We start from the raw sequence: 23,315 nt of genomic DNA, 5'->3' as shown, positions 1-23,315 counted from the left end.
AAAGCGGCTTTCGAAAAGATTTTTCGAAAACCGCTTTTTCTTTTTACTTTATTCTCTCTATACATTGCGCTAACGCTTCATTCCACCCTCTCAAAATGGGAAAACCATTTAATTCTATCATATGATTTTTCAAAATAGAGTAATGAGGTCTCTTTGCTTTTGCTCCATAGTCTTTTGTCGTTATCGGATGAACTTTCACATCTTTGCGCATCATTTGTAATGCTTTCTTCGCAAATTCATACCAAGAACATGATCCGCTATTACATACATGGTAGATACCATATAAATTCGTTTCTACTAATCTTTCAATCATATGAGCTAAATCCCCTGCATATGTCGGTGAACCAATTTGGTCGGAAACGATTGATATTTCTTCTTTCTCATCCGCTAAGCGAAGAATCGTCTTCACAAAATTATGCCCATGTTTTCCATATAGCCAGGAAGTCCGAACAATAAAATACCTGTGATGTAGACTTTGGACAAATTGTTCCCCGGCTAACTTTGAATGACCATATATATTAATAGGTGCTGTAGCGTGAAATTCATGATATCCTTCTTTTTGATCACCTGAAAAGACATAATCTGTACTAATATAAACAAGCTTTGCATTGCACTCTTGTGCAACAACTGCGATATTCCTTGTGCCGATCGCATTGACTAAAAAAGCCAATGCTTGCTCTTCTTCCGCTTTATCTACTTTTGTATAAGCAGCAGCATGAATAATAATATCTGGCTGTAATTGTTGCATCAGCCTCATCACATCTTCCATTTTCGTTACATCTAAAACATCTTTTCCTAAGGGATGCACTTCATATTTCTCGAGCATAAATACTTCTTGCAATTCTTTCCCTAACTGACCGTTCGCTCCCGTAATACAGACTTTAACCTTCTTCATACAGTCGCCCCTTATTTTTGTTGTAGTCGGCTCCACCATAATTCATTCTCACAATACCACTCAATCGTTTCCCTCAAACCTTCTTCAAATGTATAAGTCGGACTCCATCCTAGTTCCTTCTTTATTTTGCTTGCATCAATTGCATAACGCCTATCATGGCCAAGGCGGTCTGCTACAAATTCAATAGCTGTTTCTGACTTTCCAAGTTGCTGCAGTATACTTTGCACCACTTCTATATTTGTTCTTTCCTGATTCCCTCCAATATTGTATATCTCGCCTGCTTTTCCTCTATGCATAACGGCATCAAGAGCTCGGCAATGATCTTCTACATGAAGCCAATCACGAACGTTTTTCCCATCTCCATATACAGGCAACTTTTTCCCTTTTAATGCTTGAATAATCATAAGCGGAATTAATTTTTCAGGGTATTGATACGGGCCATAATTGTTTGAACAACGTGTAATTGAGACGTGCGTTCCATACGTTTTGAAATAAGAAAGAGCAATCATATCTGCACTTGCTTTACTTGAAGAATAGGGGCTACTTGGCGCTAGTGGTGTCGTTTCTGTGAAAAGCCCCTCATTTCCTAATGAACCATACACTTCATCTGTTGAAACTTGAAACATTTTTATATTCGGATACTCTTTCACTACTTCTAACAATGCAACTGTTCCCATTACGTTTGTATTGAAAAAAGGAGTTGAGTTTGCAATACTTCGATCTACATGTGATTCTGCTGCAAAATTCATAATACAATCGATACGGTGTTGCAAAATTACTTTTTGGACAAGTTCTCGATTTTGAATATCCCCTTGTACAAAAAAATAACGAGAATCTTGATGAACAGATTGCAAATTGTCAAGATTCCCACTATATGTTAAAAGATCGTAGTTAATGATACGATATGTCTGATGCGTTCGTAATATATAATGAATAAAGTTACTTCCAATAAAACCTGCTCCACCGGTTACTAATATATTCATATCCAACACTCCTACTTAAAACAATCATGATATTGGTCAAATGTAGGCAACGCTTTATCTTTTTCTGAAAGAACCGGTTCACGGACCGGCCATGTAATCGCCAAGCTTTCATCATTCCAATATAATCCATCATCATGATCTGCACTATAATATTCATCTACTTTATACATAACGAGTGTATTTGGCACGAGCGTACAAAATCCATGAGCAAATCCTTTTGGCACAAGAAGCTGCCTATGATTTTCTTCGTTTAATATAAAGCCTTTCCACTCTTTATATGTTGGAGATGAAACGCGTAAATCCACAATAACATCATAGATTGCCCCTTTTAATACTTGGATTAATTTCGTTTGCGCTTTCGGCGCTTTCTGAAAATGCAAACCGCGCACTGTGCCAGCCTTCGCTGAAAATGAAAGATTATCTTGAATGAACGAATAAGAAACGCCTAATTTTTGAAGCTGTTTCCAATTATAACTTTCTGTAAAAAAACCACGATGATCTTCAAATAAACGAGGTTGTAATAATAAAGCATGCTGAAAATGTGTTTCAACTATTTCCATATACCCACCTATTCCCCATTAAATTGTTGACCAAAATCTAAATGACACGCTAATGCATTTGCCCTCTGCAATGATGTATGTGTCCCTGCGTCTGTCCACCAACCAGACATAATATTATAAGATAATAAACCGCGTTTCAAATACCGATTATTTAAATCTGTAATCTCAAGCTCTCCTCTTTCTGAAGGTGTTAATTGTTTAATATATGAAAATACCTCAGCGTCATACATATAAATTCCTGTCACTGCATATGAACTTTTCGGCTTCTTTGGCTTTTCTTCAATTTCAATAATTTTACCATCTTGTATAACCGGGACTCCAAATCTCTCTGGATCTTCCACTTCCTGCAATAATACCTTTGCTCCTTTTTCTTGCTTTACATATTCCTGAACGTATGGATAAATATTATCTGAGAAAATATTATCCCCTAGTATAACAAGCATCCGATCTTTTCCAACAAATTGTTCACAAAGTCCGAGCGCCTCAGCTATTCCCCCGGCGCTATCCTGCACGCGATACGTGAATGAAACATGAAAATCATGACCGCTTCCTAAAAAATTAACGACATCCCCCATATGTTCTTTTCCCGTAACAACCATAATATCGGTAATGCCGCATTGTTTCATCTTATAAACAGCATGATAAATCATCGGATAACGACCAACTGGAAGCAAATGCTTATTCGTTACTTTCGTAATGGGGTATAGCCGCGATCCCGTTCCTCCAGCTAAAATAATCCCTTTCATCTAAAATCCCCCCCCTTTACTCCTCTCTATACTTAACTATGAAACCACTATCTTATAATGAAAATAGTGGTTTCATATAGTGTTCTACAAATTTTTGTCTATATTTCTCATACGCTACAGCATCAAATTCATCACCATTATAATGAATACACCACGGTGCTTTTTGAGTAGAAATTCCAATTAAATATCCCGCTTTTCGAAATTCCATCGATTGGGAAATATCATAAAAGTGAAAACCATCAAATACATCTTCGCGCCATGGAATATCATATTGCGTCGCCATAAATAGTCCATCAATTGCTTCCACAGATAGAAATGTCTTTGATTCATAAAATGGTTGCTCCAAATTCAACAATTGATAGTTTTGTCCTCGGTATTCAATCACTTGTGCGACTAAATTTTTACCTTCCCACCAAATCCCACTAGCGGGCAGACTTTGACAACCAGCAACACCAATTAATCCAAGCTTTTCATTCTTTGTAAAAAGGTCAATCAAATAAGTAGCAACATTTCGATCAATAATAAAAGTATCTTGATGCAAATACACCTTATACTTTGCAGGATGCGAAATTGCTTCGTTATATGCACTTGTCATACTTTTTGCTCCGTATATTGGTAAAATTTGAATTTGATATCCCGGAGGTACAAATAGATTATGAATCTGTCTTTGACATTGCGCAAAAAGTTCCTCATTATTTGTACAAATGACAAATAATATTGTCTTTTCTTGCATATCTACAATCCTTTCTCTCTTACGACTTTTCCCCCATATAATGTTCTACAAAAATTTCACGGTACTTCTCATAATGATCCAAATTTATATCAATGTGATAGTGAATGCACCATGCATCACGCTGCACAGGAACTCCTACTGTATATCCTGCTTTTCGAAACTCAAATGATTGCGATACGTCATAAAAATGAAAGCCGTCAAACAAATCCTCTCGCCACGGAATATCATACTGCGTCGCCATTAACAATCCGTCAATTGCTTCTACAGGCATAAATGTTTTTGATTCATGAAACGGTTTCTCTAATGTTGCCATATAGAAAATATCATTCATATAACCGATTACCTTCCCTACAACCCCTTTTCCAATATTCCATAAACCATTTTGCGGTACATATTGCGCACCAACCATCCCAATCATCCCGAGATTCTCATGTTTTGTGAATAATTCAATTATTCCGCATAAAAATGCTCGATTAATAATAAACACATCTTGATGTAAATACACTTTATATTTTGCCGGATGAGAAATCGCTGTATTATATCCGCTTGTCATACTCTTGGCATTTCGAATCGGTAGAAACTCAACGCGGTATGAATCGGGTACTTCTAAATTCATAATATGCTTGACGCATTTTGCATACATTTGTTGATTGTTAACACATGTAACAAATAAAATGGTTTTCTCCGCCTGATTCATTCTTATTTCTCCGCCAAGATTACATACTGATAAACAACTGCTTCTGCTAAAAAACCACTCCCTAACCGATATTTGCTACATATTTTCTGCAAATCCTCAATGAGCGGCACATCTTGATCATATGGCACATATACACGATCAACTTCTTGTATAGAAAAACCAGCCTTCAAAAATAATCGTAGCATTTCATTAAAGGTAAAAAAGCGAATATGCGTTTTATCCATAAGTCCCAATTCTGTATAAGTCCAATTCCCAGCTAATAATGACTGAATCACTGAAATATGAGCTACATTTGGAATACTCGCTAAAATGACGCCACCTTTTTTTACATATGGTTTTACTTTTTCAATCACTGCCCAAGGATCAAATAAATGTTCTAACACATCCCCAAAAATAATACAATCAAATTGTTCATGCTCATATGGTAATTCCATCGTTTCAATATCACCATGCAAAACATGATCCAATTTCTGTTTTGCTTTTTCAAATGCATCAGAAAATGCTTCAATCCCTGACACACGTACTCCCTTTTCTTTTATGACAGCTCCCAATCCACCTTCAGAACATCCGATATCTAATACTTCTTTCCATTCGCTTTTTATATGTTTGAGTAAATGTGGATTTGCTCCTGTATAATAAAAATCTGGTTTTTCATTATATAAGGAAGACTCTCCTTTATTCATGTTATTTTCCCTCCTTATGAATAAATGACAACCTTACTTCTTATTGTAAGTTCTTTATCATACTCTACGCACTCACGCTACATGTTATCCCTCATATTCCTGCCTAAATACCTTTCTAAAGTAAGTTCTGTTATATTCAATAGCCGCATTATTGGGGACGTAAGTTGCTGCCAATTCGTTATAATAAAGAGCTTTTTCCTGATCCCCGAGACGGCTATAACAAATACACATTTGCAAATAAGGAAGCCATGTATAGCTAGCTGGACTATAAAACGGGCTCGCTTGAGGAGCAGGCACTTCAGTTGCTAACTTATACCAAAATATAGCCTCTTCATATCTCTCTTGTTTCATATATATATTCCCTAATCTTGTACAATTCTCACCTCTCGGAATAGAATATTGAAACGACCTTGTACAAGCTAATATAGCCTCTTTCCATTTTTCTAGCTGTAAATAACAATCCCCCAACTTCCCACACGCGTAAATTTTTTCTTCATCCCATCCTTCTTCCCTCTCTAGAAATACCTCATATAATGAAACCGCATCTTCATAGTGCTGGTGATCTGCACATTCATTGGCATAATAAAAAATATCTCTAGCAGTTAATTCCTCTCCATTTGCTACGATATTTTGGAAAATCTTCAAATTACGATTTGTTGGCTTTTTTTCTTTTTTATGTGTAATGGCGACTTCACTTTGAAGAAGTTCACCATGTACCGCTAAATATTCATGCACTTTTCCAAACCATTCAAATCCACACTCTCGCTTAACGAGCCGATACCTTCTCGTACAATATAACGGTTTTCCATTCGAGTCCATTACGAGGTGGTATGGCATAGAAACGGCATCTATTTTATCATCTAACTCCCATTTTAATTTTCTTAGCAATTCTTGGGCGTCTTCTAATAAGACATCATCTGCATCGAGCCACAATATATAATCTTGCGTCGCTTTTGAAAAAGAAAAATTACGAGCCGCTGAAAAATCATCCACCCAAGGAAATTCGTATATATGAGGTGTGTATTCCCGAACAATTTCTTGCGTTCGATCAATAGATCCTGTATCTACGACAATTATTTCATCAACAAGAGATTGAATAGAATCTAAGCATCTTCCTATTGTTTGTTCTTCATCTCTCACAATCATACATAAGCTAATTGTAATTTCCTTATCTCTCAAAATCCTCACCCTCTCCCACTCAAGTTTATGTTGAAAGAAGTGAAAACTTTCCCAAAAAGAAATAATTCATGTGTCAGTGTCATTTTGTTCATGCTGTACATCTACTATATAATGAATGCTTTTTGGAGGTGAATTTATGTCAAAGGAAAATTATTCAAACGATGAAGAATATTTGGCAGCTAGTGCACTAGATCCTGACTTTATCGGACCTACATTACCACCTATTCCACCATTTACTCTTCCATCAGGACCGACTGGAGGGACTGGTGTTACTGGACCGACTGGGCCGACCGGGGAAACTGGTATTACTGGGCCGACTGGGCCGACCGGAGATACTGGTATTACTGGGCCGACTGGGCCGACCGGGGAAACTGGTATTACTGGGCCAACTGGACCGACCGGGGAAACTGGTATTACTGGGCCGACTGGACCGACCGGAGAAACTGGTATTACTGGTCCGACTGGACCGACCGGTGAAACTGGTATTACTGGGCGGGCTGGACCGACCGGAGAAACTGGTATTACTGGGCCGACTGGACCGACTAGTGCAGGTCTTCCAGCAGGTTTATATGCCTTTAACTCTTCCACAATTAGTATAGGTCTTGGATTAGATGATCCAATCCCATTTAATACAGTCGGAGCACAATTTGGTACAGCTATTTCTCAACTAGATCCCGATACCTTTATGATTAATGAAACTGGATTTTATAAAATTACTGTTATTGCCTATACCGCACTTGTAAGTCTATTAGGTGGCCTCACAATTGAAGTAAATGGCGTACCTATTCCAGGATCTGGAACTACTTTAATTTCACTAGGCGCACCTATTGTACTCCAAGCGATTACAGAAATTACTACTACTCCTTCTTTAGTTGAAGTTGTTGTTACCGGTTTAGGTCTATCTCTAGCTCTTGGAACAAGTGCTACAATTATTATTGAAAAAATTGCTTAATCCTTCTCCGATAGACGGTAAGACATTTATATGTTTTACTGTCTTTTTTATTATCCATTCACTCATGAATTTCATTTCCGCTACATAATCATAGTATTGTATGACATTTTCCAGGAGGAATACGTATGCAAAACGAAATAGCCGTTCAGCTATATCTTGAATTACTAAAAAAAACAATTTTATTTGAAATTTGGTTAGAATACGAGCCGCACTTACCAGCATCCTTACATATTACACAAGAGCTTCCTTATGAGCCCGTTACTGTCCCATTGCCTCTATTTATTAAAAAATACATAGAAGCTCATCAACTAAAAATTGTAAATCCTGTCGTTTCAAAAGAGGAAAGACAAATTGGTAACGATTGGCCACGAGCAGCTCACAGTATGATTGGGCGCACACGAATGAACCAATTACAACACGCAATGGAAACCGTTATACGCGAACATATTGAGGGAGACTTTATTGAAACCGGTGTATGGCGAGGAGGAGCTTGCATTTTCATGCGGGGGTTTTTAAAGGCGCATGGAATTACAAATCGTACTGTATGGGTCGCTGACTCCTTCCAAGGACTCCCTGCCCCAAATGTTCAAGCATACCCACAAGATTCTCCTGATTATTTACATACATTCGATTATTTACGCGTTTCACTCGAACAAGTACAAGAAAACTTTAAAAAATATGATCTATTAGATGACCAGGTCAAATTTTTAAAAGGTTGGTTTAAAGATACGTTACCAACAGCTCCTATTGAAAAAATTGCAATCGCTCGCCTCGATGGCGATATGTACGAATCCACAATGGATAGTTTAGTCAATTTATACGATAAAGTTTCAACTGGTGGATTTATTATTATTGACGATTATGGTCTACCAGCTTGCGCAGAAGCTGTAGCAGATTTTCAAAAGCAGCGCAAAATCAAATTCTCTCTCACAGAAATTGATCAATTTGGCGCTTATTGGCGAAAAGAATAAAGGAAAGAGAAGTTTTCATCAGCAGGGGCTTGCTCCCCCTACTGATAACAAGTAATTTTAGAAATAAGGGGGATGTACATATGGGACAAAATAACGATTTTTCGCAGGAGGAGCTTCTTCCTCCTCCCGAACTCATTCATTATGTTGGTGGAGATTTCCAAAAAGTCGGCGAAGAGTTTTTGAAATACTTTATTGAGATTGGAAATTTACAGCGCCATGAATCTATATTAGATGTCGGTTGTGGTGTTGGACGTATGGCAGTACCACTAACAAAATATATAAATGACAAAGCTCTTTATCATGGATTTGATATTTTTCAAGACGGTATTTCATGGTGTCAATCTCACATTTCTCCTACATATAAAAACTTCCATTTCCAGCACGCAAATCTATATAACCAATTCTATAATCCAAATGGAACTATAAAAGCAAGTGAATTTCAATTTCCATACGAGGATGATACATTTGATTTTATCTATTTAACTTCGGTCTTTACACATTTACTTGAAAAAGAACTAGAACATTATGTATCTGAAATTTCGCGTGTTATAAAACAAGATGGACGTTGTTTGCTTACACTCTTCTTGTTGAACCCTGATTCTTCCTATTACTTGACTTCTCATCTTAGCACACTCCCCTTCTATCATAAAATAGATAACTGCTATATTGTAAATAAAGATATTCCAGAATTTGCAGTTGCCTATCCAGAAGAATGGATACTCAATCTTTTGTCTCAATATCATTTCGAAGTTACAAAGCCCATCCATTATGGATCATGGTGCGGAAGAACAACATTCACGAGCTATCAAGATATTCTTGTCATGCGGAAAAAATAACGAGAAAGGGGCCATTTATGTTATGAATACGTTAGTAGAGTATCCGCTCGTATCCATATTAATACCGACTTATAACCGACCTTATTACTTCAACCTTGCATTAGATAGCGCTCTAGCACAAACATATTCCAACATAGAAGTTATTATAGGCGATGATAGTACAAATGCAGACACTGAGTCTCTCATGCGTCAACATTACTTACCAAACTATAACAATATAATATATATTCGAAATCAATCTACATTGGGACAATTTCATAATGATCTTATGCTACTAGAACATGCTAGCGGCAGCTATATCAATTTCCTAATGGATGACGACCTCTTTCATCCTCATAAAATCCAGCGTATGATGCATTACTTTTCACAAGATGTAAAGAATGAAATTGCTCTAGTGACCTCGTATCGCAAAAGAATCGATGCAGTTGGAAATCAAATTGAAGATACGCCGCCCACTTATCAACTTTTTCCTAACGATACGATTTTAGATGGCACTGCATTAGGAGACTTAATGCTACAAACAAGTTTAAATATAATCGGAGAACCGACAACCGTTCTCTTTCGCCGCTCTTTTTTAACAGAACCTTTCGGAACTTTAAGTGGCCGGCAATATAATTGTAGTATCGATATGGCTTCATGGGTTCATTTGTTACAAAAAGGAAAAGGTGTTTATATCGCAGAAGCACTAAGTTCATTTCGCTACCATCCAGATCAACAAATTCACCATAAATTATTGGAAGGAACGGAAGACTTTACGCATCTCATTACGACAGCACGTAGCTATAGTTTTCTAAAAAGCAAAAAGACATATCGTTTAGGTCTTCGCTGCGCCTTACAATGGATATTTATTTCATTGCGAGATGAAACGATAAAACATATCCCGGATTCTCATGCCAGGCTCTCTCATTGTCTTCAAATCATTCAGCAGGAATTAAATCGTACTCGTGTCTACGAATAATCAAAATACTAGTAAATAAACTTTGGATTCTACCTCTTCGTTATCAAATAGAATGAAAAACACTCACGAATTTGTGAGTGCTTAGTATCTTCCTTTCGGTTGATTGTTTTTATTATTTTTCTTCCCGCAATTACATCCTTTTTTCTTTACAAACCCTTGTTGCTGTAGCATTTGCTGTTGTGCAGAATATTGATGCCATTGCTGAGCAGAATATGAATTTTGTTGATAGTGATTTCTCATATAACCCTCTCCTCTTTTATGCAATATTATTCCTTTTATCATATGAACAACTTGTTTATCCAGTTCCCCCATTTTCCTCGTGCTTCTTCCTATGATAGTCTCTTTTTATGTAAGCTGCTTCTCCCTATTCCCCTATCATACGACTTACCATTGTTTCAATACATGCTGCAAGACCTGCAATCCCTAATATACATAATACAAATTCCGCAACGTGCGGAAACAAAACATACAAACAAATTAAAAAAGCGCTCACCCATATTCCAGTACACCAGTGACAACTTAATAATTCTCCTATCCACTTTTGTAGTCCTTTTCCTCTTACTTTCGTATATGTAGAGACAGATCCATCTGGCTCAGTAATTTCTAACTCTTCAATAAATGGAGCTCGCAAAAAAGCGGTAATTTTATCATATACAATAAGCCGCGTGAGCCGAAAAGCTGCAAATGCAAATATAATAAATAGTAACCAAGTATTTACAATCAACTTATATCACTTCCTTATAGCTGCCTATTTATAAAAATCCTCTCTATAGCAGTAACCGAATTGTCTCGCACTCAATATCTTATTAATGTATCTAAAACATATTTGATAAGGAGTGAAATTCATGAGCTGTAACGACAACCAACATCATTTTCCATCTAACTGCGTCATTGACGTCGTAAGATTTATTGATGAACTGCAAGATTCCATCAGCGAAAATTGTCCAACCGGTTGCGACACACCTTTCCTTGGTGCAAATTGTAACTCACCATTCGCAAATACTCGTCCGTTCGTGCTATTTGATAAATGCGGTGATCTCTTTATTCCAGCAAGCTGCTTCTCCATCCCAACAAAAGATGTACCATTAAGCGTTCCTCTTCCATCTCCATTTCTACGAGTAGAAAGCGTTGACGAAGATGGATGTGCTGTATTACGCGTGCTAATCCCAGACGTTGAATCTTTAGGTGGAGACGATTGCGATTTATTAGCAGGTAGCTTACTACACACAATTGATAAAAGCGACTTTACAAATTTAGCGGCGCGCTTTTTAATTTGTCAATACTCAAATGGCATCACGAAACCAGATTATCAGTCCGTCCTACAATTCGGTTTAAAAGCTTCTCAATTCTGTATTACTGTTGATTTAGGTTGCTTCTGTGCAATCCAATGTCTACGCGACACTCACGTTCGCGGTTGCTAATTTCGTAAAACAAACAAACTATGAAGGTGGTAGCTTCGTCTACCACCTTTTCACGTATTTAAAACGCCATCATCCGTATGGAGATGATCTCATCAATTGGAATTTTGAATTCCCTTGGCATTAAACGATTAAAAGTCTCTTGTGCGCGCCTTACTTCCAGCAGTACTTCACCACCTTCATATGCGCGTACATAGCCCGTAAACAAATCTTGTTTCGTTTTAATTTGACAACGAATAGAAGCAATATAATGAGGCCGATCAAGTAAGAATAATATTTTTTCTTCATTATCCATATCCTTAAACGACTTACTACGTTCTCTTTTTTGCCTTCTATCTATTCCCTCCGATTGTTCTACTTCTCTTTCTGCCTCTCTTTCCTTTCGCACCTGCTCCTCAACTTGAGGCGGACCACCATACATATTTACCTCTCGCTTTTTCTCCATTTGATGAAATGTATCCTCTTTCTCTGCCTCTTCTCGCTTTATAAGCTTTTTAGAAGCTTCGTATTCTTTCCCTTCATTTTTTATCTCCATTGATTGAGGCAATTCTTTTTGTTTGCTCTCTTTCTGTTCATAATGACTTAAAACTTCTTCCGCTGCTTTCCCTTCATGATCTAACTCACTCTGTTTCAACAACTCTGGGGAATCTCCTTCCTGTTCATACAGACTTGAAGCTTCTTCCGCTGCTTTTCCTTCATAATCTGGATCACTCTGTTTCAACGACTCTGATGGATCTCCCTCTTCCTGTTCATTACGCTTAGATGTTTTTGTATTCTCCTCTTCTGCTACTTTGGTTACTATATTTTCTTGCCCTTCTAAAGCTTCTTTTGTCTTTGTTTCTTCTCGTTCCGTTTCCATAGAAGCTACTTCCGCTAGTTCCTCACTTGCAACAATTAAATTTGCATTTTTGTTCTCCTCATTTCGGGCTGTATTTTTTTCATTTGATACTTGCATAGCTTTTTCTTCACTTGCTCTCTTCGCCTCAGCGATTTCCCTTCGAATCTTTTCCATTCGAAGATTCTCATCTTCTTTCTTTATTACAAATGTTTTTTGTAAATTCCATTTTGCCTCCGAAAAATCCGGCTGCGTTATATATAATGTCGGATACGGTGTACGCTCCTTCTTTCTTTTGCTCACCACCAATCCCTCCTACATAAAAAACATCTCTTGTGACATGTATATTCGCAATAAGATAGAACTTGCATAGAAATTTGATGAATTTACCTAACACATCCAATCAACGAAACAAAAATCTGATAAAGACCTAGCACACACTCAAAATTTCTAGTAAACGAACCCATCGTTCATAGAAAAACTCCCTTTTAATAGGTAACTATCACAATTGCTCGTTTTCTCTTAAAAATACACATTCGTCCTATTTCCAATAGTATCCCAAGTGCATTTACTATATTAGATACAAATTAGGGGGTGAAAGAAAATGTCATATCAAAACAATTATGCGTGTCCATGTCCAACTTATACTCCAACTTACACAAAACCTACTCATCATGACACTTGCTCTGGTAACTGCAAAAGTAATTGTAAACGTTGTTGTGACGATTGCTTACCAAAAAACAAATGCTGCGATGGAGCAGCAGCTCATCTTGCAAGCTTAATCTCTGCAAGCTTAAACCTTAGCGGTGGTTCAATCGTACCACTAGATACAGTTGCAAAATCCGGAAGTGGTATTTCTGTTCCAAGTAGAGGTGTAATCCGTGTTGAAGAATGTGGCAAATATTTAATTGGCTCATTCGTTGGCATCGGTATCGAAATCTTAAGTCCAATCGGTCTACAATTAGTAGTTGAAAGATGCGATGGTTCTTCAGTTATTCACGAAACAGGCTTAATCTTAGGTATCACTCTATTAGACAAATTCCAAGATACAATTTGCCTAGAACCAGGCGATCGCGTATACTTCCGTACAACTGGTGTAATCTCTATCGAAATCGCGCTTTCTCTATCTGTTTCTAAATTATGCTGTGACTAATCATCCTTAAATATAAAATGTATGATGAAAATATAAAGCAATATCCAGAAAGATTTCTAGATATTGCTTTTTCTTTTTTATTCCTACTCGCTTACATAATATAATCCATAAAAAGAAATTGGAGGAAGATCACTCCTCCCCCCAATTTCGGTGTTTCTTATAAAATTTTTTAATACGATTTGACTAGCCGTAAAAAAAGACTGTCCTCAATTCAAACAATCTGAGAACAGCTTTTTTACTTTTTTCCTATATTTGTTATATTAAGCAGTTGGTGGTGCTGGTTGTGTTGGTGTGAATAACTCTAAAATAAAGTTTACCAATCCTTGTAGTGCGCTAGTTAGAAGCCCTAAAAGGGATGTTACTATTCCTATTAAGCTATTGATGATATCTGCAACCATTCCTTCTTCCTCCTCTCATTAACATCTACTATATTAAATGTCAATGCTTGTATTTTTGTAAGGGACAAGCGTCCCATTATATGTACCTATTTTTCAAACATCATAGTTTTTCTATGTTTCATCACGCTTATACTTTTATATACGAACGCCCTTTTTCATTTTCTTCCAAAATCTAAACGAACAACCATTACCATTTCGAAATGAAATGCATTTACTACTATAGTAACTATGTATGATTTACACTTCATTGATTACATTTTTAATATTCCGTTAGGAGGATTTCAATATGACAAATGAACAAAATTCAAATCCATTGAATCAAAATGAATTCATTCTCTCACTACTTAATTCTACGGATGGTAAAAACATTATATTAGAAGCAATGAAATTAGCTGGAGCGGACCCTAATGCAGATAACTTTGATGAAAATCAATTGAAAGAATTCGCGGCAATGGATATAGACGCATTAAGAGAGCTCGTTTTGAACAATCCTGCTTTAGAAGAAAAAATAATACATTTTATTCGTTCTACCGGTTTAGGGCTTTTCCATTCACCTATTGATCCTAATCTTTCTTCTTCACAATTAACAAAAGAACAAGTGCTCCAAACCATTTTAGAAAATCCGTCCGCTTTGCAAAATTTGTTCCAGCTTACTCAAATGCTTGGCATTGATAAAGACGCTGCGCTAGAGCAAGTAACACAACTACAAGAAGCGCTTCACCTTTTCAAGCAACTTGCACCAGAAGAAGAGAAATAAGATAGGAGGTGGCATAATGTCAAAAAAAGATCGAACTTCCAACGAATTAATGTTATCGATATTAAGTAAACCAGGAGGGCTAGAAGCATTATTAAATTTAGCAAATATAATGGGTGTCGATACTTCAAGGAAACATCTCAATACAGAACAACTTAAAAACATTCAAAAGCAATCACCAGACGAATTATTACTTTCTATTTTAGATAAACCGGAAGGGCTAGATGCTTTAGTTCAAGTAGCGAAACTAGGTGGAATGGATTTGTCTAAAGAAGAAATAACAGTTGAAAAAATAAAAGAACTTCTTGCTAAAAGAAGGGACACACCTTCTTCTCAATCATCTGAACAAACAGCCAAAACTAAAACTCCAAAATTATTAAATACGTTTTCTGCAAGAATACAAAATATACTTTCGGCACATGTATCATCACTTTTAGGGCGGACTACTGCTCCAAATGTCTCTACAAACTTACTCACAATGTTTACTACCATATTACCGTTGCAAAATATTACTAGAGCCTTAACAGCCATAACGCAACTTACACCGGTAGATCCTTCTCCGCAGGAAAATGCAACGAGTCCTACTTCACTTGCCGAAAAACAAATACATGCTTTAAAAAATCTACTCACGAAAAATACTGCAAACCAAGAAAAATCTTCTGCCAATTCCCTTTTACCAAAACAAGCTCTTCAATCCTTAACAAAACTAGAGGAGTTGCTAAAAAACAAAAAATAAAAAGGCACAAAAATGTGTGCCTTTTTATCGTATCATTCGTTATCTTATTATCCTAAAATATGATATCCAGAATCGACGTGAATATTCTCACCTGTTACACCGCTTGCTAAGTCACTAAATAAGAATAGTGCTGTGTTTCCAACTTCTTCTTGTGTGACATTACGGCGAAGTGGCGCGCGCTCTTCAATTTGTTTTAAGATGCTGTTAAAGTCTCCGACACCTTTTGCAGATAGTGTACGAATTGGGCCTGCTGATACGGAGTTTACACGAATGTTGTGTTGGCCTAAGTCATTTGCTAAGTATCTTACACTTGCATCTAATGAAGCTTTTGCAACACCCATTACGTTATAGTTAGAGACAACGCGTTCTCCGCCAAGGTATGTTAATGTGACAATGCTACCGCCTTCTGTCATAAGTGGTTTCACAGCTTTTGCAACTGCTGTTAAAGAGAATGAACTAATATTTTGTGCAAGTAAGAATCCATCGCGAGATGTGTCAACAAATTCTCCTTTTAGATCATCGCGGTTCGCAAATGCGATGCAGTGTGCTAATCCGTGCACGACACCAACTTCTTCTTTAATTGTAGCAAAGCAGCGTGCGATATCTTCATCATTTGTTATATCACATGGTAAAACTAGCGACTTTTGACCTTCTAATGATTCCGCTAAGTCACGCACGTTTTTCTCTAAACGCTCACCAGCGTATGTAAAAATTAAGTTTGCTCCAGCGTTATGCAAGGAACGAGCAATGCCCCACGCAATACTTCGTTGGTTCGCAACACCCATTACAATAATATTTTTCCCTTGTAAGTTGAGAAGATTCATTTATTTATCCCCCTAAATCTATTTAATATAATCTGTTATTAGTACCTGGTAATATATTTATATCATAACACAAAATTACAAGAAGACAAAATAAAAATGATTCAAAAACTCATTTCTTTTTTATTGAGTAGCATTTTTCTCCATTTCCACTCATTGTGAACTCTCACCAATCGAGCTGTTACAGGATACCCTCCTTTTCCTTCTCTTGAGATCGGGGGAAATCCTTCTTTATATATTTATAAATGAAATGGTATGTCAACACGAAACTAGACAATTTTTTTAAGGTGTTCCTGTCTGTACTGAACAGGGCTCAAATAGCCTAGCGTTCCATGGATTCTAACATTATTAAACCAGTTTACGTAGTCGTTCAATTCTAAGGTCAATTCTTCTAAATTTGCGAAATGACGACCGCGAACGAACTCTGTTTTAAAGATTTTGTAGGTTGCTTCCGCTACGGCATTATCGTATGGACAACCTTTTGTACTTAATGAACGCTTGATTTTGAAGGTCTCTAACGTGTCATGAATCAGCTTATTTTTAAACTCATTTCCTCGATCTGTATGAAATAAGGTAATCCGATTTAAGTTTGTTTTCACCGCTGCGAAAGCTTGCGAAACAAGCTCGGCATCTTTCTTTTGACCCGCGCTATGTCCTATGATTTCTCGATTAAAGAGATCAACTAATAAACATACGTAATTCCACTTTTTGTTTACACGGACGTATGTTAAATCACTTACGACTACAGCCAACTCTTCTTTCTGATTAAACTGACGATCGAGCACGTTTGAAATTTTTTCTTCGTTACAGTTCGCTTTCTTCGGCTTAAATTGTGCAATCGTATAGTTAGATACTAAACCTTGATTCTTCATAATCCGTCCAATACGGCGGCGCGAAACCACATACCCTAACTTTTTTAGTTCTACTTTTATCTTTCGTGTTCCATAGTTCTGACGGCTCTCTCGGAAGATTTCTTTCACGAGTGGCGACAATTCATCTCTTATATCTTGTGCTTGTTTTACCTCATAATAATAGGTTGCTCTTGATAATTGTAGGACATTGCACATTGCTGATATCGAGTATTTATGTAGGTTATTCTTCACTACTTTTACTTTCGTCCTAGTATCAGCGCCGCTTGCTTTAAAATATCATTTTCCATAAGAAGCTGTTTGTTTTGTTTTCTCAACGCTTCTAATTCTAGTTGTTCAGCCGTCTTATTATCTTTCTCTTTAAATGAGCCAGACGTATGATTTTGGTTGATCCACCGATCCAATGATGATGGTGTTAGTTCGTATTCCTTAATGATGTCTTTCCTTGGTTTACCATTTTGATACAGTTGAACCATTTGGTGTTTAAATTCCGCTGTAAAGGTTCTTCTTTCTCTTTTATTTTTCGTCATAGTAGATTCTCCTCAAATATATTAGTTGTAGTCTACTTGACCTTAATTTTTTTGTCTAGTTCAGTGTAGCCTATCCAAAATAATTCATTTGCAAATTATGTAAAATTCGCTAATATGATTATAAAGTGCAACTTAAATCAATAGGGCTTTTCTTTGAGCCCTATTGATTTAGACCTTTCAAATAGCTCTAACTTCTATCTATCTTCTTTGCTAATTTTGAGGTGGCTACCTCAAAATCGCAAGGATAACGTCTTTTTGTATTACATTACATGCAATAGAAAGGACTACATACGGTGAAAGATAAGAATGCTCAATATCGAATTGATTATGTATTACTACTTATTTTATTTGCAATTGGGACTGTAAGTTGTTTTGCCATCGCAAGCGCTCAACCGTCTTTACCACCGCTGTTACAAAATGTGGATTTTGTATTGAAACAAATTCAGTGGTATATCATTGGGATTATAGCTATTATCGCGATTATGATTATTGATTTTGATCGTTATAAACAAATTGCTTGGTATTTATATGGATTCGCAATGATACTCCTGATCGGACTTGAGCTCAAAATTCCCGGCGCTGTTACGATTAAGGGAGCTACTGCTTGGTACAGATTACCTGGCCTCGGAAATTTTCAGCCTTCGGAAATTATGAAGTTATTTCTTATTATTGTTGTGGGACGAATTATTTCCAATCATAATGAAAAATATCCGTTCCACTCACCGCGTGAAGACATGATTTTGCTTGGGAAAATTTTCGCCGCAAGTTTACCACCTCTACTACTGATCGCGAAAGAACCTGACTTAGGCAATACAATGGTCATTTCAGCAATGCTTGCAGCGATGATTTTAGTTTCTGGTATACGCTGGCGCTTTATTATCGGTCTAGTAGCACTCGCTACTACCGCGGCAGCTACTTTAACATATATTTATTTTGAGCATACAGCCTTTTTTAAAGCACATATTTTAAAAGAATACCAATTAGATCGCTTCTATGGTTGGTTAGCTCCTTATGAATATGAAACGCAAGGATATCAATTGCGCCAGGCACTGTTAGCTACCGGATCTGGTGAACTTTACGGAAAAGGATGGGCCAATAATCAAGTATATTTTCCAGAGCCGCATACCGATTTTATTTTCACGAATATTACAGAGCAATTTGGATTTTTAGGAGCAAGCCTCGTTATTTCACTTTTTTTCTTGCTCATCTATCGAATGATACATATCGCATTAGAAAGCAATGATCCATTCGGCAGTTATCTATGTGCAGGAACAATTGGAATGTTTACATTTCAAGTATTCCAAAACATCGGAATGACAATTGGACTACTTCCCATTACTGGGATTACCCTTCCTCTTATGAGTTATGGTGGTAGTTCTTTGCTCACCTATATGATTGCAATTGGATTTATCTTGAATGTACGATCGCGAACAAAAATATTTATGTTTGATTAAGCCATATCTATTGTAGATATGGTTTTTCTTACTTTTCTTTAGGTATACTAATGAAAAAAGAAGAATGAGAGGTTATCGCATGAAATATGATATTATGGGAGACATTCATGGCTGTTTTCAAGAATTCAAAATATTAACAACGAAACTTGGATACAATTGGGATAGCGGGCTCCCAATTCATCCTGAAAAGCGACAACTCGCCTTTGTTGGGGATATTACCGACCGCGGTCCAGCATCATTACAGATGATTGAAATTGTATGGGAGCTTGTTATCAACCAAAAACAAGCTTATTATGCACCAGGAAATCATTGCAATAAATTATATCGCTTCTTTCTTGGACGTAATGTAACTATTGCCCACGGCTTAGAAACAACTGTTGCTGAATATCAGGCTCTGCCCTCTAATGAGCAGGCAATCATAAAACAGAAATTTATCGACCTGTATGAACACTCTCCACTCTATCACATACTTGATAACAATCAATTGATTGTATGTCACGCTGGTATAAGGCAAGATTACATAGGGAGAACAGATAAAAAGGTGCAAACTTTTGTTTTGTATGGTGATATTACAGGTAAAAAACACCCTGACGGTTCTCCCGTTCGTCGAGATTGGGCCCAAAATTATAAAGGAAATGCTTGGATTGTATATGGACATACGCCTGTTAAAGAACCTCGTTTTGTCAATCATACAGTCAATATTGATACGGGGGCAGTCTTTGGTGGAAAACTCACTGGACTTCGCTATCCTGAAATGGAAACGATTTCGGTTCCGTCTTCCTTGCCATTTGTTCCTGAAAAATTCCGCCCCATTTCATAAAGCGAAACTTTAATCCACGTGATATCTGCATCCGACTCGTTATGAATTTTCTTTTATGAATAGCTCTACTCCCACCTTACTTTCTTTCGACACTTTTTGAGGTGGGAGTCTTACTAAAAGGGGGCAATCAAATACCTTGCAAGAAGAAGCGAGAAAGGAATTGAAAAGATGCGTTTTATTTTGCATCTTTTTTCATTTATGTGGCATATACTGTCGCAGGAGGTGCCAAAATGAAGAAAAAATCTTCCAGACAAAAACAATCTTTCTTCCCCATGTATCACCCTAACTACGGTATGAATAATTGGTGTAGCATTCGCGCTGCTGCTTTAGAAGTTCTTGAAGGGAATCAAACGGAGGAAGAAAATGATACAACGCTAGATCCGATCATCCAACATATCGCAAATCGAAAAGCAGAAAAATTCCAAAGAAAAAAAGAGCGTCTTTCTAAAAACAATTCATCTCATAACTATGTTCAATGTACAAACAGAAAAGAAAAAAGACGAAAGCCCCCTAAATTACCACAGCCAGAAAATCTAGAATATATTACCAATCAAGTAAAAAAGATAAAAAATTTGTTAAAGCCAACTCCAGCCCTTTCTGCGGAGAAACAAGATTCGGAAAAAAAAGCAGCCACACAAAAATATGCCCATGAAGAAGGGCGACATACGAAAGCAGACGGAATTGCCTCACATGCGGAAGGGCTTCTTACGCATGCAAGCAATGCCTTTGCACATGCTGAAGGTTCCAAAACAAAAGCAACTGGACATAGTTCACATAGTGAGGGAAGTGAAACGACAGCTAGCGGAAATTACGCGCACGCGGAAGGAAAATATACGATTGCTTTAGGAGATGCTGCCCATGCCGAAGGGACAGCAACTATAGCAGCTGGATTTTCTTCACATGCCGAGGGGCTCTATACATCAACAGCTCATTTTGCAGGTGCTCATATTATGGGGAAATTCGGCTCCGCAGAACAACCATACTCATGGTTCATCGCCAACGGTACTCACCATTCTATGCCTGGTTTAGGGGCAAAATGGCTCGCTCATAACGGCGAAATGTACATTGAAGGTGCCTCTTATAACGCGAGTGGAACAGACTATGCACAAATGTTTGAAACAGCAAATCAAAAGACAATTGATGTCGGATATTTCGTGACATTCGATACAGAAGAAAAAATCCGTAAAGCAAACAGTGCAGATTCATTTATATTAGGTATCTCTAGCGCCACTCCTCTTATTATTGGTAATAGCGCTCCGTTAAGCTGGCATAACCGCTATGTAACAGATGAATGGGGACAACGAAAATATATAGGAGAAGAGAAAGAACCTATGATTCATGCAGAGTGGAACCCAAGTATAAAGTACACACCGAGAAGAGAGAGACCAGAGTGGGTACCTGTCGGATTAATGGGACAAATATTAGTACGTGATGATGGTACTTGCCAAACACACGGATATTGCCGCCCAAATGATAACGGTATCGCTACAGCATCAACGAGCGGATATTTTGTTATGAAACGTACAGGTCCAAACCAAATTTTAATATTATTTCGCTAAAAAGCTGTCCTCTTCCATGAGGACAGCTTTTGCCATTACATATTGTTTTTACTATCCTCTCGCTAAAACAGCAAGCATATCTGTTGGTATATCTACTGAAAATGACATTTCCTTCTCCAAAATAGGGTGATAAAAAGTCAACGATTTACTATGAAGCGCTTGACGCTTCATTACATCCAATTGCCCACCGTATAAATCATCCCCTAATAATGGATGTCCAATATGTGCCATATGTACCCGAATTTGGTGCGTTCTACCGGTATCTAATTGCAATGCAACATGTGTTTTATCAGAATAGCGTTTTCGCACTTGAAAATGTGTGACAGCCTTTTGCCCATCTTCACGTACAATCCGTTCAATAATGCTATCGCTCTTTCTTCCAATTGGCGCATCAATCGTACCTGATTCTTTCAGCACTCTTCCATGGACAATTGCTTCATATGTCCGTTTTACTTGTTTTTGTTGATGCTGTTTCGATAAGAGGTGATGGACAAATCGATTCTTCGCAATTAACATCAATCCTGAAGTATCACGGTCGAGCCTTGTTACAATATGCACCGTACTCGCAAGTTGCTGCGTATCATAATGATAAAGGAGCGCATTAGCGATACTACCTGTTGGATGTTCCCTTGACGGAATGGTTGACATGTACGGTTCTTTATTGATAACAAGAACCGCGTCATCTTCATATACAATCGACAGTGGAATATTTTCAGCTACCATACCTTCACTTCTTTCCTCTACTGGAAAAAAGATTTGCAATATTTCCCCTGCTTTTAATATGTGGCGAACCGTTGCCTCTTCACCATTTACTTCAATCGCTCCGCCATGAAACTTTATGTCAGTTAAAGCGGCTTTCGAAATCCCTTTCGTTTTAACAAACTCTCGAATGAGGGCCCCTTCTTCCGTTTCCGTTATATCCCATGTTAATGTAAATCTCTTCAAATAGATAACCCTTTCTATTCATCTGTAACAAATGAATCACGAACTCGTTTCCAAAATGGGAACGGACGGAAACGAACAAATCGTACTTTCTCATTTGCTACGCGATATTGGATTGATTTCACATCTTGGTGAACCATTGTTAAATGATCGATTGTAATTTGTAAATTCATTCCTGCAGTCGGCTTTAAGACACATGTATGATGCTTCGGTAAAACAAGCGGAGAACCCACTGTACGAAAGACGCGATTATTAATCGATGCCATTTCCGCAATTTGAATCGCTTCAATAGACGGATGAATAATTGCCCCGCCCAGTGCTTTATTGTAAGCTGTGCTTCCTGAAGGAGTAGAGATACAAAGCCCGTCTCCTCTAAATGTTTCGAAATATTCTCCGCGTATTTCTACTTCCGTAACTAATGTACCTTCTGCCCTTTTTACAGTCGCCTCATTTAGAGCTAAATACTGCGATTCTTTCCCTCCATTCACATAGCGAATAATCACTTCTAAAAGCGGATATTCCACTACTTGAAATGGTGTTTTTGCAATCGCAATTACTAATTTCTCTACCTCTGTCGGTAGCCAATCCGCATAGAATCCTAAATGCCCAGTATGTACACCGACGAATGCTGTCTCACCTAAACGATGACAATAGCGATGAAATGCATATAAAAGCGTTCCATCTCCCCCAACAGAAATTACAATATCGGGTTCCTTTTCATCCATTGTAAATCCAAAATCAAGCAAATACTCTTTCATCGTACTCGCAAGTGCATTTGATGATTGATCTCCCTTTGACATAATTGTAAATTTCATTGCCCAACACCCTTTAAT

At 37.4% G+C, this 23,315-nt stretch carries 27 protein-coding genes; 11 read left to right on the top strand and 16 right to left on the bottom strand.

Annotated features, from left to right (window positions below):
• Window positions 1–43: 43 nt before the first annotated feature.
• From rfbD to MR058_RS01925, 8 genes are all read right to left on the bottom strand, one after another.
• Window positions 44–895: a dTDP-4-dehydrorhamnose reductase gene (rfbD, locus tag MR058_RS01960; protein ID WP_242142349.1), complete on the bottom strand. Its 852-nt coding sequence runs from the start codon at window positions 893–895 to the stop codon at window positions 44–46.
• Between the two features lie 11 nt (window positions 896–906).
• Window positions 907–1,878 carry a dTDP-glucose 4,6-dehydratase gene (rfbB, locus tag MR058_RS01955; protein ID WP_242142347.1) on the bottom strand — a complete coding sequence of 324 codons (972 nt, stop codon included), beginning with the start codon at window positions 1,876–1,878 and terminating at the stop codon, window positions 907–909.
• 11 nt (window positions 1,879–1,889) lie between these two features.
• Entirely contained in the window at window positions 1,890–2,438 is a 549-nt protein-coding gene (gene rfbC / locus MR058_RS01950; RefSeq protein ID WP_242142345.1) for a dTDP-4-dehydrorhamnose 3,5-epimerase, read from the bottom strand.
• Between the two features lie 8 nt (window positions 2,439–2,446).
• On the bottom strand, window positions 2,447–3,184 hold the full coding sequence (locus MR058_RS01945; RefSeq protein ID WP_242142344.1) for a sugar phosphate nucleotidyltransferase: 738 nt from the start codon (window positions 3,182–3,184) through the stop codon (window positions 2,447–2,449).
• A gap of 52 nt (window positions 3,185–3,236) precedes the next feature.
• Window positions 3,237–3,917: a glycosyltransferase family protein gene (locus tag MR058_RS01940; protein ID WP_242142341.1), complete on the bottom strand. Its 681-nt coding sequence runs from the start codon at window positions 3,915–3,917 to the stop codon at window positions 3,237–3,239.
• A 19-nt stretch (window positions 3,918–3,936) separates the two neighbouring features.
• Window positions 3,937–4,614: a glycosyltransferase family protein gene (locus MR058_RS01935; protein WP_242142339.1), complete on the bottom strand. Its 678-nt coding sequence runs from the start codon at window positions 4,612–4,614 to the stop codon at window positions 3,937–3,939.
• A 2-nt stretch (window positions 4,615–4,616) separates the two neighbouring features.
• Complete coding sequence (locus MR058_RS01930; RefSeq protein WP_242142337.1) at window positions 4,617–5,297, bottom strand: class I SAM-dependent methyltransferase; 681 nt, start codon at window positions 5,295–5,297, stop codon at window positions 4,617–4,619.
• Between the two features lie 84 nt (window positions 5,298–5,381).
• Window positions 5,382–6,443, bottom strand: a complete 1,062-nt coding sequence (locus tag MR058_RS01925) for a glycosyltransferase (protein ID WP_277926434.1) — start codon at window positions 6,441–6,443, stop codon at window positions 5,382–5,384.
• 169 nt (window positions 6,444–6,612) lie between these two features.
• Here MR058_RS01925 and MR058_RS01920 point away from each other — a divergent pair, with 169 nt between their 5' ends.
• The 4 genes from MR058_RS01920 (at window position 6,613) to MR058_RS01905 (ending at window position 10,193) form a co-directional block, all read left to right on the top strand.
• Entirely contained in the window at window positions 6,613–7,428 is an 816-nt protein-coding gene (locus MR058_RS01920) for a BclA C-terminal domain-containing protein (protein WP_242142336.1), read from the top strand.
• Window positions 7,429–7,553: 125 nt separating this feature from the next.
• The gene (locus MR058_RS01915) at window positions 7,554–8,399 is read left to right on the top strand and encodes a TylF/MycF family methyltransferase (RefSeq protein WP_242142334.1); all 846 of its coding nucleotides are present in this window, start codon (window positions 7,554–7,556) and stop codon (window positions 8,397–8,399) included.
• 80 nt (window positions 8,400–8,479) lie between these two features.
• A complete protein-coding gene (locus tag MR058_RS01910; RefSeq protein ID WP_242142332.1) occupies window positions 8,480–9,235 on the top strand; it encodes a class I SAM-dependent methyltransferase in 756 nt (251 codons plus the stop codon).
• A gap of 22 nt (window positions 9,236–9,257) precedes the next feature.
• Entirely contained in the window at window positions 9,258–10,193 is a 936-nt protein-coding gene (locus MR058_RS01905; protein ID WP_242142330.1) for a glycosyltransferase family 2 protein, read from the top strand.
• An 81-nt stretch (window positions 10,194–10,274) separates the two neighbouring features.
• Here MR058_RS01905 and MR058_RS01900 read toward each other — a convergent pair whose 3' ends face one another.
• Window positions 10,275–10,433, bottom strand: coding sequence for a hypothetical protein (locus MR058_RS01900; protein WP_041810262.1), 159 nt, complete (start codon window positions 10,431–10,433; stop codon window positions 10,275–10,277).
• A gap of 124 nt (window positions 10,434–10,557) precedes the next feature.
• Window positions 10,558–10,917, bottom strand: a complete 360-nt coding sequence (locus tag MR058_RS01895) for a DUF1360 domain-containing protein (protein ID WP_242142329.1) — start codon at window positions 10,915–10,917, stop codon at window positions 10,558–10,560.
• Between the two features lie 121 nt (window positions 10,918–11,038).
• Between MR058_RS01895 and MR058_RS01890 the strand changes: the two genes are divergently transcribed.
• Entirely contained in the window at window positions 11,039–11,614 is a 576-nt protein-coding gene (locus MR058_RS01890) for a CotY/CotZ family spore coat protein (RefSeq protein WP_242142327.1), read from the top strand.
• A gap of 58 nt (window positions 11,615–11,672) precedes the next feature.
• Here the strand turns inward: MR058_RS01890 and MR058_RS01885 are convergent, their stop codons facing one another.
• Window positions 11,673–12,749: a CotO family spore coat protein gene (locus MR058_RS01885; protein ID WP_242142326.1), complete on the bottom strand. Its 1,077-nt coding sequence runs from the start codon at window positions 12,747–12,749 to the stop codon at window positions 11,673–11,675.
• Between the two features lie 301 nt (window positions 12,750–13,050).
• Between MR058_RS01885 and MR058_RS01880 the strand changes: the two genes are divergently transcribed.
• Complete coding sequence (locus tag MR058_RS01880; protein ID WP_242142324.1) at window positions 13,051–13,599, top strand: hypothetical protein; 549 nt, start codon at window positions 13,051–13,053, stop codon at window positions 13,597–13,599.
• 260 nt (window positions 13,600–13,859) lie between these two features.
• On the opposite strand, the gene MR058_RS01875 is transcribed toward MR058_RS01880, so the two are convergent.
• Window positions 13,860–13,997, bottom strand: a complete 138-nt coding sequence (locus tag MR058_RS01875; RefSeq protein WP_242142322.1) for a hypothetical protein — start codon at window positions 13,995–13,997, stop codon at window positions 13,860–13,862.
• Window positions 13,998–14,283: 286 nt separating this feature from the next.
• Here MR058_RS01875 and MR058_RS01870 point away from each other — a divergent pair, with 286 nt between their 5' ends.
• Complete coding sequence (locus tag MR058_RS01870) at window positions 14,284–14,754, top strand: hypothetical protein (protein ID WP_242142320.1); 471 nt, start codon at window positions 14,284–14,286, stop codon at window positions 14,752–14,754.
• A gap of 16 nt (window positions 14,755–14,770) precedes the next feature.
• Entirely contained in the window at window positions 14,771–15,487 is a 717-nt protein-coding gene (locus tag MR058_RS01865) for a hypothetical protein (protein ID WP_242142319.1), read from the top strand.
• Between the two features lie 47 nt (window positions 15,488–15,534).
• Here the strand turns inward: MR058_RS01865 and fabI are convergent, their stop codons facing one another.
• Together fabI and MR058_RS01855 are read right to left on the bottom strand one after the other, a co-directional pair.
• Window positions 15,535–16,311: an enoyl-ACP reductase FabI gene (gene fabI, locus MR058_RS01860; protein ID WP_242142317.1), complete on the bottom strand. Its 777-nt coding sequence runs from the start codon at window positions 16,309–16,311 to the stop codon at window positions 15,535–15,537.
• A gap of 266 nt (window positions 16,312–16,577) precedes the next feature.
• Window positions 16,578–17,707, bottom strand: a protein-coding gene (locus MR058_RS01855) for an IS3 family transposase (RefSeq protein WP_242142315.1) whose coding sequence is annotated in 2 segments (ribosomal slippage) — window positions 16,578–17,452 and window positions 17,452–17,707 — 1,131 coding nt in all. Because the reading frame shifts where the segments join, the coding sequence is not laid out codon by codon here.
• 293 nt (window positions 17,708–18,000) lie between these two features.
• Here MR058_RS01855 and MR058_RS01850 point away from each other — a divergent pair.
• From MR058_RS01850 to MR058_RS01840, 3 genes are all read left to right on the top strand, one after another.
• The gene (locus MR058_RS01850) at window positions 18,001–19,161 is read left to right on the top strand and encodes an FtsW/RodA/SpoVE family cell cycle protein (RefSeq protein ID WP_242142314.1); all 1,161 of its coding nucleotides are present in this window, start codon (window positions 18,001–18,003) and stop codon (window positions 19,159–19,161) included.
• Between the two features lie 79 nt (window positions 19,162–19,240).
• Window positions 19,241–19,981: a bis(5'-nucleosyl)-tetraphosphatase PrpE gene (prpE, locus tag MR058_RS01845; protein ID WP_242142312.1), complete on the top strand. Its 741-nt coding sequence runs from the start codon at window positions 19,241–19,243 to the stop codon at window positions 19,979–19,981.
• A gap of 230 nt (window positions 19,982–20,211) precedes the next feature.
• Window positions 20,212–21,540, top strand: coding sequence for a peptidase G2 autoproteolytic cleavage domain-containing protein (locus MR058_RS01840; RefSeq protein WP_242142311.1), 1,329 nt, complete (start codon window positions 20,212–20,214; stop codon window positions 21,538–21,540).
• A 51-nt stretch (window positions 21,541–21,591) separates the two neighbouring features.
• Here MR058_RS01840 and MR058_RS01835 read toward each other — a convergent pair whose 3' ends face one another.
• On the bottom strand, window positions 21,592–22,485 hold the full coding sequence (locus tag MR058_RS01835) for an RluA family pseudouridine synthase (protein WP_242142309.1): 894 nt from the start codon (window positions 22,483–22,485) through the stop codon (window positions 21,592–21,594).
• A gap of 14 nt (window positions 22,486–22,499) precedes the next feature.
• A complete protein-coding gene (locus MR058_RS01830; protein ID WP_242142307.1) occupies window positions 22,500–23,297 on the bottom strand; it encodes an NAD kinase in 798 nt (265 codons plus the stop codon).
• Between the last annotated feature and the right edge of the window lie 18 nt (window positions 23,298–23,315).

This window comes from Bacillus cereus group sp. BfR-BA-01430 (assembly GCF_022663115.1).
Classification (GTDB): domain Bacteria; phylum Bacillota; class Bacilli; order Bacillales; family Bacillaceae_G; genus Bacillus_A; species Bacillus_A cereus_BD.
The sequence above is the reverse complement of the archived record's forward strand: the minus strand, read 5'-3'. Positions and strand labels throughout refer to the sequence as shown.

Coding starts and splice junctions, on each gene's coding strand:
- MR058_RS01890 (WP_242142327.1), top strand. CDS start 11,039: ATGAGCTGTAACGACAACCAACATCATTTTCCATCTAACTGCGTCATT.
- MR058_RS01920 (WP_242142336.1), top strand. CDS start 6,613: ATGTCAAAGGAAAATTATTCAAACGATGAAGAATATTTGGCAGCTAGT.
- rfbC (WP_242142345.1), bottom strand. CDS start 2,438: ATGGAAATAGTTGAAACACATTTTCAGCATGCTTTATTATTACAACCT.
- rfbB (WP_242142347.1), bottom strand. CDS start 1,878: ATGAATATATTAGTAACCGGTGGAGCAGGTTTTATTGGAAGTAACTTT.
- MR058_RS01900 (WP_041810262.1), bottom strand. CDS start 10,433: ATGAGAAATCACTATCAACAAAATTCATATTCTGCTCAGCAATGGCAT.
- MR058_RS01905 (WP_242142330.1), top strand. CDS start 9,258: ATGAATACGTTAGTAGAGTATCCGCTCGTATCCATATTAATACCGACT.
- MR058_RS01870 (WP_242142320.1), top strand. CDS start 14,284: ATGACAAATGAACAAAATTCAAATCCATTGAATCAAAATGAATTCATT.
- MR058_RS01935 (WP_242142339.1), bottom strand. CDS start 4,614: ATGAATCAGGCGGAGAAAACCATTTTATTTGTTACATGTGTTAACAAT.
- MR058_RS01940 (WP_242142341.1), bottom strand. CDS start 3,917: ATGCAAGAAAAGACAATATTATTTGTCATTTGTACAAATAATGAGGAA.
- MR058_RS01915 (WP_242142334.1), top strand. CDS start 7,554: ATGCAAAACGAAATAGCCGTTCAGCTATATCTTGAATTACTAAAAAAA.
- fabI (WP_242142317.1), bottom strand. CDS start 16,311: ATGAATCTTCTCAACTTACAAGGGAAAAATATTATTGTAATGGGTGTT.
- MR058_RS01925 (WP_277926434.1), bottom strand. CDS start 6,443: ATGATTGTGAGAGATGAAGAACAAACAATAGGAAGATGCTTAGATTCT.
- MR058_RS01830 (WP_242142307.1), bottom strand. CDS start 23,297: ATGAAATTTACAATTATGTCAAAGGGAGATCAATCATCAAATGCACTT.
- rfbD (WP_242142349.1), bottom strand. CDS start 895: ATGAAGAAGGTTAAAGTCTGTATTACGGGAGCGAACGGTCAGTTAGGG.
- MR058_RS01880 (WP_242142324.1), top strand. CDS start 13,051: ATGTCATATCAAAACAATTATGCGTGTCCATGTCCAACTTATACTCCA.
- MR058_RS01910 (WP_242142332.1), top strand. CDS start 8,480: ATGGGACAAAATAACGATTTTTCGCAGGAGGAGCTTCTTCCTCCTCCC.
- MR058_RS01865 (WP_242142319.1), top strand. CDS start 14,771: ATGTCAAAAAAAGATCGAACTTCCAACGAATTAATGTTATCGATATTA.
- MR058_RS01945 (WP_242142344.1), bottom strand. CDS start 3,184: ATGAAAGGGATTATTTTAGCTGGAGGAACGGGATCGCGGCTATACCCC.
- MR058_RS01930 (WP_242142337.1), bottom strand. CDS start 5,297: ATGAATAAAGGAGAGTCTTCCTTATATAATGAAAAACCAGATTTTTAT.
- prpE (WP_242142312.1), top strand. CDS start 19,241: ATGAAATATGATATTATGGGAGACATTCATGGCTGTTTTCAAGAATTC.
- MR058_RS01875 (WP_242142322.1), bottom strand. CDS start 13,997: ATGGTTGCAGATATCATCAATAGCTTAATAGGAATAGTAACATCCCTT.
- MR058_RS01840 (WP_242142311.1), top strand. CDS start 20,212: ATGAAGAAAAAATCTTCCAGACAAAAACAATCTTTCTTCCCCATGTAT.